Origin of the sequence: Acidovorax sp. NB1 (assembly GCF_005405905.1) — a bacterium.
In the GTDB taxonomy this organism is placed as follows: domain Bacteria; phylum Pseudomonadota; class Gammaproteobacteria; order Burkholderiales; family Burkholderiaceae_C; genus Acidovorax.
On record NZ_BJHU01000009.1, the window covers coordinates 42,706 to 54,847 of the forward strand.

Consider the following 12,142-nt stretch of genomic DNA (forward strand, 5'->3'; position numbering starts at 1 on the left):
CTGCGCGTCGAAACACATTCATCCACCTTCGGGGCCACTGCCATGCAAATGCCACCTGTCGATCGATCGCCGAGTTGGCGTCCTCAGGGCGCTGATTTGTATTCCACTGGCGCCTCCGGTGCGCCGCCAGTGCGGCCTATCAATGCCCCCAATCCTGTCGAGTCCATGGACCGGATGGGCGAGGGCGCCATCGTGCGCGAGCCCGATAAGCCCTCTGCGCCGGATGTGACCAACCGGGACTGGACCGAGGTCAAGAAAAAAGAAACGGTGGAAGAGCCGCCCGAGCCACCCAAGGAGCCCATCTACAAGCAGCTGCTGGAACTCATCCAGTCGATGTGGCGGGCCAGCGGCACGGCGGTGGAGGTGGCACAGGACATCAACAAGATGACCCTGCAGGAGCGCATGGCGCAGCAGGTCAAGAATGAGCCGCTCACTTACTCAGACCCCAAGGTCAAGCGTACAGGCGGGCTGTGAGCGCGCTGTTATTTTGATAGCTATTTGCGCTTGATGGTCGCGCGGTAGCGGCTCATTTGTTCATATTCCCCCTCGGAATCACGGCCGGGGTGACGAGGCGGTAGCTGCCGCCTGGGCGGCGGCCCGCTGCTGGTCCCGCTGCTCCCGGTACTTGGCGGCGAAGACCCGCACTTCCTCATACGACACAAAACCGTCCTTGTCGGTGTCTGCGTCATCGAACGCGGCCGCGAGCCGGGGGAACAGCTGCACCTCGGTGCGGCTGAGCTTGCCGTCGCCGTTGAAGTCCAGCATCTTGAAGTCGCGCTGCGCCTTGGCTTCGCCTTTGCTGGGGGCGGGGTGGGGCGTGTCAGCGTCAGTTGTCTGGGCCCATGCGGCGCTGCAGGCGCCGATCCAGAGGGCGGCCACGCAGGCCGGGAGGGTGTTGGTGTGCAAAAGGGGGCTCCTTGGATGCGGACCCTGGCCCGCACCCAGACAGACCACGAACCGGGCGGTCAGTTCCCGGCGGCCTGTGGCGGCACGGTGTTGGAGATGCCGCTGCTCACATGCCCGGCCGGTACATGGCGCGCGGCCGAGGTCACATGGCCCGTCTGGTCGTCGAAGAAAAAGTCGGGCTCGAACTCGCGCAGGAACTCGCCTTTGGGCAGCCCGCCCAGGAACATGGCTTCGTCCACGTTGATGTCCCAGTCCATCAGCGTGCGGATGGCGCGCTCGTGGGCCGGCGCGCTGCGGGCCGTGACCAGGGCCGTGCGGATGCGCATTCCCGTGGTGCCGCCCGCCTCCCCGGCGGACTGCAGCCGGTGCAAGGCTGCCAGCAAGGGTTTGAAGGGGCCGTCGGGAAGGGGCAGGGCGGCCTTGTCGGTCTCGTGCCGCTGAAAGGCCGCCAGGCCCTCGGCCTGGTACACGCGCTCGGCCTCGTCCGAGAACAGCACGGCGTCGCCGTCAAAGGCAATGCGCACTTCGGTGGGGTTGGCGTCGCCCGCCTGCATGGATTCGGTCACCACCCGCGCTGCCGGGTAGCCCAGATGCAGGGCCTCGCGTACATCGGCTTCGTTGGCCGACAGGAACAGGTGGGCGCCCAGCGGCCGCAGGTAGCGGAACGGGTCGCGCCCCTGTGTGAACACGCCGCGCTGGATGGTGGGTAACCCATGGGCATGGCACGAACGGAACACGCGCATGCCACTCACCGGGTCATTGCGCGAGAGCAGAACTACCTCGACGCGCTGGTGCTCCGATGTGTTGAAGGCGAGCAGCTTGCGCACCAGCGAAAACGCCACGCCCGGCGCGGCGGGCACATCCAGCCGCTGACGCTGAAGGTCTACATAGGCGCGGTCGTTGTCTTTCTCGAAGACGCGGTTTTCTTCTTCAAAGTTGAACAGCGCGCGCGAGGAGATCGCCACCACCAGCTTGTCGTCCAGTGTTACAGCCATAAGGTCACTTCACAAACTGGTTGAGCTGGATGATGGGCAGCAGCACGGCCAGCACGATCAGCATCACGATGCCGCCCATGCCCACGATGAGCAGCGGCTCCAGGATGGTGGCGAGCGCCATCGCGCGGCGTTGCACTTCGGTCGAGAGCTGGCGTGCGGCGCGCTGCAGCATCACAGGCAGCTGGCCGGTTTGCTCGCCCAGGCGCGCAAACATCGACAGCAGGCCGGGAAAGCGTTTTTTCTGCGCCAGCGCCGAGGCCAGGGGCGCACCTTCGCGCACCAGCACCAGGGCATCCAGTGCGTCGGCGCGCAGGGCGCGGTTGCTCAGGGTTTCGGCTGCGGCCTGCAGGGATTTGAGGATGGGCACGCCCGCACCCGAGAGCATGGCCAGCGTGCCTGCAAACCGGGCCGCGTTGTAGCCCCGGGCGAGCTTGCCCACCAGAGGCAGCTTCAGCCAGGCGGCGTCAAATTTTTCGCGCACAGGGTCAATCGCAAGCGCCCACCGGGCTCCCACGGCGGCCAGCAAGATGGCTCCCAGCATTACCCAGCCATAGTTGCGCACAAATGCGCTCAGGCCCAGCATGGCCACCGTCAGGAACGGCAGCGCCCGTTTGGTGCCTGCAAACACGCTGGCCACCTGCGGCACCACATACCCCACCAGGAAGAGCACGATGGCAATGGCCACCAGCGTGACGATGGCCGGGTAGAGCGCTGCACCCACCAGCTTGGCCTTGAGCGCCTGGCGTTCTTCCAGGTCGTCGGCCAGCCGCTCCAGCACCAGGCCCAGGTTGCCGCTGTGCTCGCCCGCGCCAATCACGGCGCAGTAGATGTCCGAGAACTCGCGCGGGTGCTGCGACAAGGCCCGTGCAAAGGTCGATCCGGCATTGACCTCGGCCCGCAGCGCGGCCACCAGGTGGCGCTGGCGTTCGTCGTCGGCCTCTTCGGACAGCGCTGTGAGCGCCCGCTCCAGCGGCAGCCCCGAAGAGACCAGGCCCGCGATCTGCCGCGTCCAGATGGACAAGGCATTGGCGCTGAACACGGGCCGTGTGAACAGGCGCTGGCCCAGGCTGGCGGCGCGGCCGTCCTGCGACTGGCCGGTCTGCACCAGCTCCACCGCCAGCGGCACCAGGGCCTGGGCCCGCAGCAGGCTGCGCGCCGCCTTGGCGGTGTCGGCCTCCATGAGGCCCTTGCGGGTCTGGCCCTGGGCGTCCAGGGCTTCAAAGGAAAAAGCGGGCATGCGGGCGTGGGTGGTAAGGCAACAACAGCCCGCCATGGTAGCTGCTGGAGGTGCCCTGGCGCGCGGTCTGCCTGGTTTGGCGCGTGGTGCGTGCTTCTGGCATGTTTCTGGGCGAAGGGCTTTCTTGGCTCCCTCTAAGTAGCGTGGGTGAGACGGCAAACATCTGGCGTGCAATCCATTGCTGTTCTGCGTGTGGCACTGCGCTTAAGATGTGGCGGGAAATTAGGAGGGGGTTGGCGCCATGGCGCCAACCCCCGGGCATTCATTCACGAAGGAGAAGAAATGAACAAGATGACCACCCTGGGAGGGTTGTTTGCCGCTGTGGCCCTGTCTGCTTGCGGTGGGAGCGGAGATGATGCAGCCCCTCCACCGGCCAAACCGCCAGCAACCGTCGTCTCAGGTGCAGAGGGCCTTTGGACCGGACAGACCCCTGATGCTATCGCCATGAGTGTGCAAGGTGTCGTGCTGGAGAATGGCGAGGCTTGGAATATTGTGAGTGCCGTGGACGGTACGGTTGTGGGCTTCTCACAAGGCAACATCCAGGCGTCGGCACCAGATGCCATCACCGGTTCAGGCCGCTATCTCAACGTAGTGGATCAAGCCCATTTGACCGATCGCAAAATCGAGTCTGTGAGCTACTTTGGCCGGTATGCCGTGCGGGACTCGATCCAGGTCACCGCTTCCAATGGCTGGAAGTACTCTGGCAACTACGGTGTTCGGTATGAGCAACCTGCTGCCGTGAGTGAGTTGCTGGGTACATACGTGGGCACTGGCATCGGTAACCAGGTGAGCGCGCCCCTGATCTCGCTTTCCGTTACCACGGGTGGATTGGTTTCGACTACGTCCTACCCAGGGTGTTCTGTTCGTGGGACCCTCGTTCCGCGTGCCAGTGGCCGGAATGTGTTTGATTTGCCGATGACCTTTGACGGGACCACTTGCCCGGTGGCCAATGGTTCTGTGGTCAATCAGGTCGTTTTGTACAACAACACAAGCCGATCAATCCTGATCATGGGTCAGAGTGCGAGCAAAGAACAGACCTTCATCTACACAGGATTGAAGAGCTAGGTCTTTGATGTCTTTAGCCGCGCTCCCACGCCTTGGCATGGGCCTGCGCGGCAATGTCCAGCGACCTCAAGCGCAGCGCCGGGTCGTACACATCGCTCACCAGCATCAGCTCGTCAGCCCCGGTGGCTTCGCTGAGCTGCGCCAAACCTGCGCGCACCGTGTCCGGCCCGCCGATCACGGCAGCGGCCAGAAAGTCGCCGATGGCGGCACGCTCCTGCGGCTGCAGGCGCGCGGCGTAGTTCTCTATGGGGGGAAGCAGGCGGCGCCGGTCGCCCGTCAGGATGCCCTGCACCCGCTGGTAGGTGCTGCTGGCCAGAAACTCCGCTTCCTCATCGGTGGGCGCCGCGATCAGCGGCACGCCAATCGCCACATAGGGCTGGGGCCAGGCGGCAGAGGGGCGGTAGTGCTGGCGGTACAGGTCAATCGCCTGGTGCAGCAGGCGCGGCGCAAAGTGCGAGGCAAAGGCATAGGGCAGGCCGCGCTCGGCCGCGAGCTGCGCTGAAAACAGGCTGGAGCCCAGCAGCCAGATCGGTACATTGGTACCCGCACCGGGCATGGCGATCAGGCGCTGGCCGGGTTCGGCGGGGCCCAGCAGGCGCTGCAGTTCGGCCACGTCCTGCGGAAAATCGTCGGCAGTCTCCACCCGGCTGCGGCGCAGCGCGCGCATGGTGGCCGGGTCGGTGCCGGGCGCACGGCCCAGGCCCAGATCGATGCGGCCGGGGTAGAGCTCGGCCAGCGTGCCAAAGGCTTCTGCCACCACCAGCGGCGCGTGGTTGGGCAGCATCACACCACCCGAACCCACGCGGATGCGCGAGGTGCCACCCGCAATGTGCCCCACCAGCACGGCCGTGGCCGAGCTGGCAATGCCTGCCATGTTGTGGTGTTCGGCCAGCCAGTAGCGGGCAAAGCCCAGTTTCTCGGCGTGCTGTGCAGTACGCAATGCAATCTGCAGGGCATCGGCCACGGTGCCGCCTTCGCGGACGGCCACGAGGTCCAGCATCGACAGGGCGGGGCGGCGGGAGGTAGAAGTCATGGGCCGCATTGTCTGGCCGCTGGCGCCTTTGTGCTGGCGCCCGGGCAGAGCTGGCAAGGCCTGAAGGGTTGCCCGGCGCGTTTTTTACGGCCGGGACATTTTTTGGTAGCCAAAACGGCGATGGCGCCACAGAATGTTTCAAGACTTTTCCGCGCGGGCATGTTCCGGTGTGCGCGGACAGTGGCCGCAAAAGGGATGACGATGGGTTTTTTCAGCCGTTTGTTCAAGATCAAGGAGCAGGATCCGACCAGCCCCGACACCACCTGGGCGATGGAGGACAACGGCAGCGAACTGGTGCTGGACGCGGAATACGCGGCCACCCTCATGACCGAAATCGACATCGATGCCGCCATTGCCAGCCACGAGCGCTGGCGCCTGCAGCTGCAGGACATGGTCAACGGCCGCTCCGACGAGGTCATGCGGCCCGAGCGCATCTGCCACGATGACCGCTGCGACCTGGGCCGCTGGCTGTATGGCACGGGGCGCGTGCGGCTCGGGCACTATCCGGCGTTCGAGATGCTGGTGGCCCGCCACAAATACTTCCACCAGCAGGCCGCCGACGTGGTCACGCTGTTCCAGTCCGGCGAGCAGCAAAAGGCGGTGCAACTGCTCAACAGCAGCTGCCGCCATGCCTCCAACCAGGTGCTTCTGCTGCTCAAGGAACTCAAGCGCGGTCTGGGGCGCTGAGCCTCGCACACCGCGCATGGCCCGGCGCTTGTGCCGCTGGTCGCTCTGTCTTTGATAGCTATTAACGCTTGATGAAAAAGCGCAGGCACTGGTTTTAACCGGGCTTTTGCACGCACCGTGCTGAGTGCATAGTCCCCGCACCCACCGGTCTGGCCGCAGTCCGCCAGCATCGGCACACAGCTCTTACATCTGCAGACATGCCCCGGTGCCAGAAACCGCGGTGGCATGGCTATCCTTCGGCGCGCACTGCCCGCCAGGCATCGGCTTGGGCGCTGGCGTTGGTGCAGACACAAACCAGCACGATAAAGAGAGGGAATCCCGATGGACCGCCGTAAATTGTTGACGCTCGCCGCCCTGGCATCTGGCGTGAGCGCCGTATCTCCCGTGTGGGCGCAGTTCGACCTGGGCAAGGTGCTCGATGCAGGCAAGGACCTGGCCAAATCCGAGTCGCTGACCGACGAAGAAGTGAAGGTCGCCTTTGACCAGATGGCCGCCGAGAGCGACCGCCAGAACCGCATCGCCCCCGCAGGCAACCCCTATGCCTCGCGCCTGAACAAGCTCACGGCCGGTCTGGGCACCTACGACGGCCTGAAGATGAACTTCAAGGTCTACCTCACCCCCGACATCAACGCATTTGCCATGGCCAACGGCACCATCCGCGTGTACTCGGGCCTCATGGACAAGTTCACCGACGACGAAGTGCGCTACGTCATCGGCCACGAAATCGGCCACGTCAAAATGGGCCACAGCAAGGCCCGCATCCAGGCCGCCTTGCGCACCAGCGCGCTGCGCAACGCCGTGGCCTCCAGCAACAGCAAGGCCGGTGCGGTGGCCAGCTCGCAACTCGGCGACCTGTTTGAAAAAGTGGTGCGCGCCCAGCACTCCCAAAGCAACGAGCGCGAGGCCGACGACTACGCCATGGGATTCATGAAAGCCAAGCGCTACGACGGCAAGGCCTGCGTGACGGCGTTGGAGAAGCTGGCCGCGATGTCGGGTGGGGATTCGAGCAACTTCCTGTCCACCCACCCTTCGCCCAAGGAGCGGGCGGAACGGATGAAAACGCAGATGGCGTAAGCTTGCGCAACGGCTGACAACCCTGGTGGGCTGTACCGCGCCTTCGGGCGCGGTATTTTTTTGCCTGGCGGATGCACGCAGACCGGTGACATTGGGTGCGCAGGCGCATGGCCCGCCTTCCGCCTTCTGCCCTCTGGTCTCCGGTGTCAGTAGCTCCGCCCCCCCTTGTACATCGCATGCTGCCGCCGGTTCAGCGTGGCCGCTTCGCCCAGTCGCCCCATGGCCGCACCTGCGTGGGCGTGGGTGATGGCCATGCCCAGGCCATCGGCTGCGTCCGTGCCTGGCAGGCCCGGCAGCTGCAGCAGCCGACGCACCATTTCCTGCACCTGGCTCTTGGCCGCACGGCCGTGGCCGACCACGGCTTTTTTCATCTGCAGGGCGGTGTATTCGGCCACGGGCAGGTTGCTGGCCACCAGGGCGGTGATGGCGGCGCCGCGTGCCTGGCCCAGCAGCAGGGTGGACTGGGGGTTGACGTTGACAAACACGATTTCGACCGAGGCCACATCGGGCTCGTAGCGTGCCGCCACCTCGGTGATGCCGTCAAACAGGATCTTCAGGCGCCCGGGCAGGTCGCCCAGCGCGAGGGTGGTGGTGCGGATGGTGCCGCTGGCCACGTAGCTGAGCCGGTGTCCGTCCACGTCCACCACGCCAAAGCCGGTGGTCTGCAGGCCGGGGTCGATGCCAAGAATACGCATTGCTATAAATTCAATAGCTATTTGGGCAATGTGGTTGCGCGCAAACGGCCTTTTTTGATCAAAGTCCGAAGTACCAGCGCACCGAATGGAAGAACACGGGGGCGGCAAAACACAGCGCGTCCACCCGGTCGAGCAGGCCGCCCGCACCCGTGACTGACATGCCCTGCATGCCCCAGCTGGTGATGCCCCGGTCGCGCTTGAGCGCCTTCATCACCAGGTGCCCCAGGCTGCCCGCCACGCAGGCCAGCAGGGCCATGCCCAGCGCCTGGCCGGGCTTGAAGGGGGTGATGAAAGTGAGAAGCCCGCCCACCAGCCCGCCCACGGCCACGCCAGCCAGCCAGCTGGTCCACTGAAAGCTCTGGCTCACCTGCGGCGCCACGGGCTTGTGCGGAAAGCGCCGCCCCAGCAGGTGCTGTACCACCATGCAGGTCTGCACCACAAACACCAGGAAGAACACCAGGAACGCGCCCTTGTCGCGGTAGCCCGGGAAGTCGAGCAGCAGCAGCGCGGGCACATGGCTCATGCCATATACGCAGACCATGATGCCCCACTGCAGCTTGGCATTGCGTTCCAGAAAACGCTGCGGGTCATTGGCCAGCGCGCTCACCACAGGCAGTGCCAGGAACACGTAGACCGGGATGAACACCGTGAACAGGTCGAACATCTTGCTGCCCACGATCCAGAACTGCAGCGGCAGCACCACGAAGAACGCCAGCACCAGACTGCGGTGGTCTCCGCGCCGCGTGGGCGACAGCGTGATGAACTCGCGCAGCGCAAAAAAGCCCACGATGGCAAACAGCACCGTGGCCACGGTGTCGCCGAGCACCCAGCCCACCCAGAACACGGTGGCCATCATCCACGAGGTCTTGAGCAGGCCCCAGAAGCGTTTAGCCTCCAGCACGCGGGCTTCGGATTCGGGGTCGTCACTTGCGTGCTCGCGCAGATTGCGCACAAAGGCCCACACGGTGACGATGGACAGGATGCCGAACACGGCCAGGAAGAGGGCACCGATCTGCTGGGTGGCGGTGAGATTGCGAAGGAAGTTGTTCATGTCGTTGCCGCCCGGCCGCCCGAAGGCAATGACGCGCCCCCTCGGGGGGCAGCGATACGCGAAGCGATGAGCGTGGGGGCTTGTAATGCGGTTGCCGCCCGGCCGCCCGAAGGCAATGACGCGCCCCCCTGGGGGGCAGCGATACGCGAAGCGATGAGCGTGGGGGTCATATTCAGACTTCCCTCAAGGCAATCACCGCGCGGCGTGCGCGGTCGAGGAAGGGGCGGCGTTCTTCGCCCGCTTCCAGCTGGATCGGCGCACCAAACGTCACCGAGCACAGGATGGGCACGGGCACCACTTCGCCCTTGGGCATCACGCGCTGCACGTTGTTGATCCAGGCGGGCACCAACACCACCTGCGGGAACATCTGCGCCAGCTTGAACAGGCCGGATTTGAAGGACTGCGGCTCATCGCCATGGCCGCGTGTGCCTTCGGGGAAGATCACGATGGAGTCGCCACTGGCAAGGGCCCGCACCAGGGGCGCCAGCGGGTCGGATTCGGGCAGGGCAGCGCGCAGTTCTTCGGGTGTGGGCACGCGCGGCGGGGTTTCGGGGGACGGGTCCGGGCCGCCCGCCATCGCGGTGTCGGCTTCGGACGACGCGGCGGTCATGCCGTCGATCCCCCCCACGGGTTCTGCCGCCACCGGGGCGGGTGGGCGCGCGGGCGTGGCCTGGCGGTCCACATACACGGCGTTGAACACCGCTGTGGTGATCCACTGGCGAAAGGGCGTCTTGGTCCAGTAGTCCTTGGCCGCGATGGGCCGCGTGATGCTGCGCAGCTCCTCGGGCAGTGCGGCCCAGATCAGCACCATGTCGGCATGGCTCTGGTGGTTGGCGAAATAGATGCGCTGCTCGGCCTTGGGCGGGCAGCCATACCAGCGGGCCTGGGAGCCGGTCAGAAACCGCACGATCCCCAGCAGAAGGAAACTCATCAACTTGGCAAGCATGGCGCGGATCATACGGGGCCATGCGTGTCGCTCACACCCAGATGCGATACGCCCAGAACGCCTCGTCGCCATAGATGCCGTCGTACAGCGCCTGTGGCGCGTAGCCCGTGATGCGGCGCGTGACGCGGCACAGGTGCGACTGGTCCGAGAACCCGGCGCCCGCTGCCACATCGGCCCATTTGACCGAGCCCTGTGCAGCGTCGGCGGCGATGGTGTCGAAGAACGCCTGCTCTGCCTTGCCAAAGCCGCGCAGCTCGCGCAGGGGCAGCCCAGCCCAGCGCTTGATGCGCCGCTCCAGCTGGCGCAGGCTGCGGCCGGGGGCGGACAGGGCAGCGCGTTGTGCGAGGTGTGCAGCCCAGTCGCCGTATCGCTGTGTGGGCAGGGGCTGGGCGGGGCGGCAGGCCTGCCAGCGGGGCTCCAGGAAGTCTTCCAGGCACTGCATGCGGGCCGTGTTGTCGGGCAGGTTCTGCACCGCTGCACACAAGGCCAGCCAGTCGGGCGGCAACAGCGACTGCGCGTCCACCATGCGGTCGGTCAGGGCACCCGGGTCCACACCGGTGAGTTGGTGCAGCGCGTCGGGCATGAACATCACCATCATGGCGTGCGTGGGGCCTGCGCAGTAGCTGGAGGTGGGGCGGGTCTGCGGGCCCGCCAGCACCCAGCGGCCGGGGTAGGCCTCGCGCGGGCTGTGCTGCGTGGGCATGGTGTCGGGGCGCTCGGCCACCAGGGCCTCGCTGCGGCCTTCAAACCACCAGCTCAGGCTGCACAAGGGGGATGCCGGAAAGCGGTTGATGCGTTGCGCGTCACTGAGTGTGTGGCCCACCGTGCTGCGCGCCATGGCAGCACGCAGGCAGGCCGTGAGGCTGGCGCGCGGCAGCCACAGCTCGCCCGAGGGGATCAGCCCGGCGGGGTGCCGGGGGGAGAGGGGGGCCAAGCTTGCCATGGGGCGCGAGTGTAGGCGACGGGGGCTGTCGCAATCGTTCAATACGGCCCGGCTGCTGCGCTGCAGCATGCGCGGCATGAACTCGACCACCGCCAATGTGGCGCCTCCCGCCATTGCCTCTGCCTCTGCCGTTCCACCCACGCCCCTCCTGCCCAGCGGCCCGCGCAGCCGCTGGTGGGGCCTGCCGCTGCTGCGCGCCATGCGGGCCGACTACCTGGGTTTCGTGACCCAACTGCAGCGCGAGCATGGCGATCTCACCCGCATGCGCCTGGGCTATGAAGATGCGTGGGACCTGATGCACCCTGACCTGGTGCGCGAGGCACTCGTCACCCATGCCGACCAGCTCATCTGCTGGGAGCGTGGCATGGAGGTGTTCGAGGAAGTGTTTGGCCAGAGCGTGCTGGTGACTGAGGGCGCCACCTGGCAGCGCCAGCGCCGCATGCTGATGCCTGCCTTCACCCCCAAGCGGGTGGCAGGCTACGCGCAGCTGATGACCGATGCCGCCCGCAGCGCGCTCGACGCCGCCGTGCCCCCGGGCCAGCCCGGTGCACAAGTGGCGGTGGATGCGCTGTGGACGGACGTGACCATGGACGTGATCCTGCGTACGCTGTTCAGCACCTCGGCACAGGCCGATGCGCGCGAAGCCGCCTGGGCCACTCAGACGCTGTCGGAAACCGCCTTCCACGAAATGTTCATGCCCTTCACGCTGCCCGACTGGTTGCCCCTGCCGGGCAAGGCGGCCAAGCGGCGCGCGATCCGGTCGCTGAAAGGGCTGGTATGGAGCCACATCCATGCCCGCCAGGCCGAGGTGGCCGCACCCGGCGCCCCGGAGCGCTCAGACCTTCTGCACATGCTGCAGGCACTGCGCGACGAGCAAACCGGCGAGGCCTTGTCGGCGCAAGAGGTGTTCGACCAGTGCATCGTCAGCTTCCAGGCCGGGCACGAAACCAGCGCCACCACGCTGCTGTGGTGGACCCTGCTCATGGCCCAGCACCCCGAGGCTGCGCAGCGCGCCCAGTCCGAGGTCGATGCCGTGTTGCAGGGCGGCACCCCCGGCCCTGAGCACCTGGCCCAGCTGCCCTGGCTGGGCGCCACGCTCAAAGAGGCGCTGCGCCTCTACCCCCCGATCGCCGCGCTGATGAGCCGCCGCACCACCGCGCCCATCACGCTGGGCGGCGTGCCGGTGCCCCAAGGCGCCATGCTGCGCATCACTCCTTGGGTGCTGCACCGCGATGCGCGCTGGTTTGCCGAGCCGAACCGCTTTGCGCCCGAGCGGTTTCTGGACGGCGCGCCACCCATCCCCCGGGGCGCGTGGATCCCGTTCGGCCTGGGCCCGCGTGTGTGCATTGGCCAGCACTTTGCGATGCTGGAGATGACGCTGCTGGCCGCCATGCTGTTGCAGCGGTACACCGTGCGGTTGCCAGTCGGGGGCGTTGTGGGAGCGCCCCGGTTGCAGGTGACGCTGCGGCCGGACGGGGCGTCTGCGCTGTGGCTAGAGCGAAGGGGATAG

Annotated in this window: 13 protein-coding genes; 5 read left to right on the forward strand and 8 right to left on the reverse strand. The window is 66.4% G+C overall.

The annotated features are described in order from the left end of the window. Positions 1 to 42: 42 nt before the first annotated feature. Positions 43 to 474: a hypothetical protein gene (locus AvAM_RS03600; RefSeq protein WP_137745802.1), complete on the forward strand. Its 432-nt coding sequence runs from the start codon at positions 43 to 45 to the stop codon at positions 472 to 474. 78 nt (positions 475 to 552) lie between these two features. Here the strand turns inward: AvAM_RS03600 and AvAM_RS03605 are convergent, their stop codons facing one another. Genes AvAM_RS03605 through gspF form a run of 3 tightly spaced genes read right to left on the reverse strand, consistent with a single transcriptional unit; the run spans position 553 to position 3,138 of the window. After that, entirely contained in the window at positions 553 to 906 is a 354-nt protein-coding gene (locus AvAM_RS03605) for an EF-hand domain-containing protein (protein ID WP_375708137.1), read from the reverse strand. Positions 907 to 965: 59 nt separating this feature from the next. Then, positions 966 to 1,901 (reverse strand): 5'-nucleotidase, encoded by a 936-nt coding sequence (locus AvAM_RS03610; protein ID WP_137745804.1) that lies wholly within the window; start codon positions 1,899 to 1,901, stop codon positions 966 to 968. 4 nt (positions 1,902 to 1,905) lie between these two features. Next, positions 1,906 to 3,138: a type II secretion system inner membrane protein GspF gene (gene gspF / locus AvAM_RS03615; protein WP_137745805.1), complete on the reverse strand. Its 1,233-nt coding sequence runs from the start codon at positions 3,136 to 3,138 to the stop codon at positions 1,906 to 1,908. A 282-nt stretch (positions 3,139 to 3,420) separates the two neighbouring features. Between gspF and AvAM_RS03620 the strand changes: the two genes are divergently transcribed. Further along, a complete protein-coding gene (locus tag AvAM_RS03620; RefSeq protein WP_137745806.1) occupies positions 3,421 to 4,203 on the forward strand; it encodes a hypothetical protein in 783 nt (260 codons plus the stop codon). Between the two features lie 13 nt (positions 4,204 to 4,216). Here the strand turns inward: AvAM_RS03620 and AvAM_RS03625 are convergent, their stop codons facing one another. After that, positions 4,217 to 5,236 (reverse strand): LLM class flavin-dependent oxidoreductase, encoded by a 1,020-nt coding sequence (locus tag AvAM_RS03625; RefSeq protein WP_137745807.1) that lies wholly within the window; start codon positions 5,234 to 5,236, stop codon positions 4,217 to 4,219. 201 nt (positions 5,237 to 5,437) lie between these two features. Between AvAM_RS03625 and AvAM_RS03630 the strand changes: the two genes are divergently transcribed. Then, positions 5,438 to 5,923 carry a CZB domain-containing protein gene (locus AvAM_RS03630; protein WP_063459170.1) on the forward strand — a complete coding sequence of 162 codons (486 nt, stop codon included), beginning with the start codon at positions 5,438 to 5,440 and terminating at the stop codon, positions 5,921 to 5,923. A 321-nt stretch (positions 5,924 to 6,244) separates the two neighbouring features. Further along, a complete protein-coding gene (locus AvAM_RS03635; RefSeq protein ID WP_137745808.1) occupies positions 6,245 to 6,997 on the forward strand; it encodes a M48 family metallopeptidase in 753 nt (250 codons plus the stop codon). A gap of 146 nt (positions 6,998 to 7,143) precedes the next feature. Here the strand turns inward: AvAM_RS03635 and ruvC are convergent, their stop codons facing one another. From ruvC to AvAM_RS03655, 4 genes are all read right to left on the reverse strand, one after another. Further along, positions 7,144 to 7,692, reverse strand: coding sequence for a crossover junction endodeoxyribonuclease RuvC (ruvC, locus tag AvAM_RS03640; RefSeq protein ID WP_137745809.1), 549 nt, complete (start codon positions 7,690 to 7,692; stop codon positions 7,144 to 7,146). A 58-nt stretch (positions 7,693 to 7,750) separates the two neighbouring features. Beyond that, positions 7,751 to 8,743, reverse strand: coding sequence for a phosphatidate cytidylyltransferase (locus AvAM_RS03645; protein WP_137745810.1), 993 nt, complete (start codon positions 8,741 to 8,743; stop codon positions 7,751 to 7,753). 172 nt (positions 8,744 to 8,915) lie between these two features. Then, positions 8,916 to 9,689, reverse strand: coding sequence for a 1-acyl-sn-glycerol-3-phosphate acyltransferase (locus AvAM_RS03650; RefSeq protein WP_137745811.1), 774 nt, complete (start codon positions 9,687 to 9,689; stop codon positions 8,916 to 8,918). Between the two features lie 31 nt (positions 9,690 to 9,720). Further along, positions 9,721 to 10,632, reverse strand: coding sequence for an AraC family transcriptional regulator (locus tag AvAM_RS03655; RefSeq protein WP_249367917.1), 912 nt, complete (start codon positions 10,630 to 10,632; stop codon positions 9,721 to 9,723). A 76-nt stretch (positions 10,633 to 10,708) separates the two neighbouring features. Here AvAM_RS03655 and AvAM_RS03660 point away from each other — a divergent pair, with 76 nt between their 5' ends. Beyond that, positions 10,709 to 12,142, forward strand: coding sequence for a cytochrome P450 (locus AvAM_RS03660; protein ID WP_249367919.1), 1,434 nt, complete (start codon positions 10,709 to 10,711; stop codon positions 12,140 to 12,142).

Excerpts from the sequence above, each read along its gene's own strand:
- AvAM_RS03600 (WP_137745802.1), top strand. The coding sequence starts at position 43 with ATGCAAATGCCACCTGTCGATCGATCGCCGAGTTGGCGTCCTCAGGGC.
- AvAM_RS03610 (WP_137745804.1), bottom strand. The coding sequence starts at position 1,901 with ATGGCTGTAACACTGGACGACAAGCTGGTGGTGGCGATCTCCTCGCGC.
- gspF (WP_137745805.1), bottom strand. The coding sequence starts at position 3,138 with ATGCCCGCTTTTTCCTTTGAAGCCCTGGACGCCCAGGGCCAGACCCGC.
- AvAM_RS03620 (WP_137745806.1), top strand. The coding sequence starts at position 3,421 with ATGAACAAGATGACCACCCTGGGAGGGTTGTTTGCCGCTGTGGCCCTG.
- AvAM_RS03625 (WP_137745807.1), bottom strand. The coding sequence starts at position 5,236 with ATGACTTCTACCTCCCGCCGCCCCGCCCTGTCGATGCTGGACCTCGTG.
- AvAM_RS03630 (WP_063459170.1), top strand. The coding sequence starts at position 5,438 with ATGGGTTTTTTCAGCCGTTTGTTCAAGATCAAGGAGCAGGATCCGACC.
- AvAM_RS03635 (WP_137745808.1), top strand. The coding sequence starts at position 6,245 with ATGGACCGCCGTAAATTGTTGACGCTCGCCGCCCTGGCATCTGGCGTG.
- ruvC (WP_137745809.1), bottom strand. The coding sequence starts at position 7,692 with ATGCGTATTCTTGGCATCGACCCCGGCCTGCAGACCACCGGCTTTGGC.
- AvAM_RS03645 (WP_137745810.1), bottom strand. The coding sequence starts at position 8,743 with ATGAACAACTTCCTTCGCAATCTCACCGCCACCCAGCAGATCGGTGCC.
- AvAM_RS03650 (WP_137745811.1), bottom strand. The coding sequence starts at position 9,689 with ATGCTTGCCAAGTTGATGAGTTTCCTTCTGCTGGGGATCGTGCGGTTT.
- AvAM_RS03655 (WP_249367917.1), bottom strand. The coding sequence starts at position 10,632 with ATGGCAAGCTTGGCCCCCCTCTCCCCCCGGCACCCCGCCGGGCTGATC.
- AvAM_RS03660 (WP_249367919.1), top strand. The coding sequence starts at position 10,709 with ATGAACTCGACCACCGCCAATGTGGCGCCTCCCGCCATTGCCTCTGCC.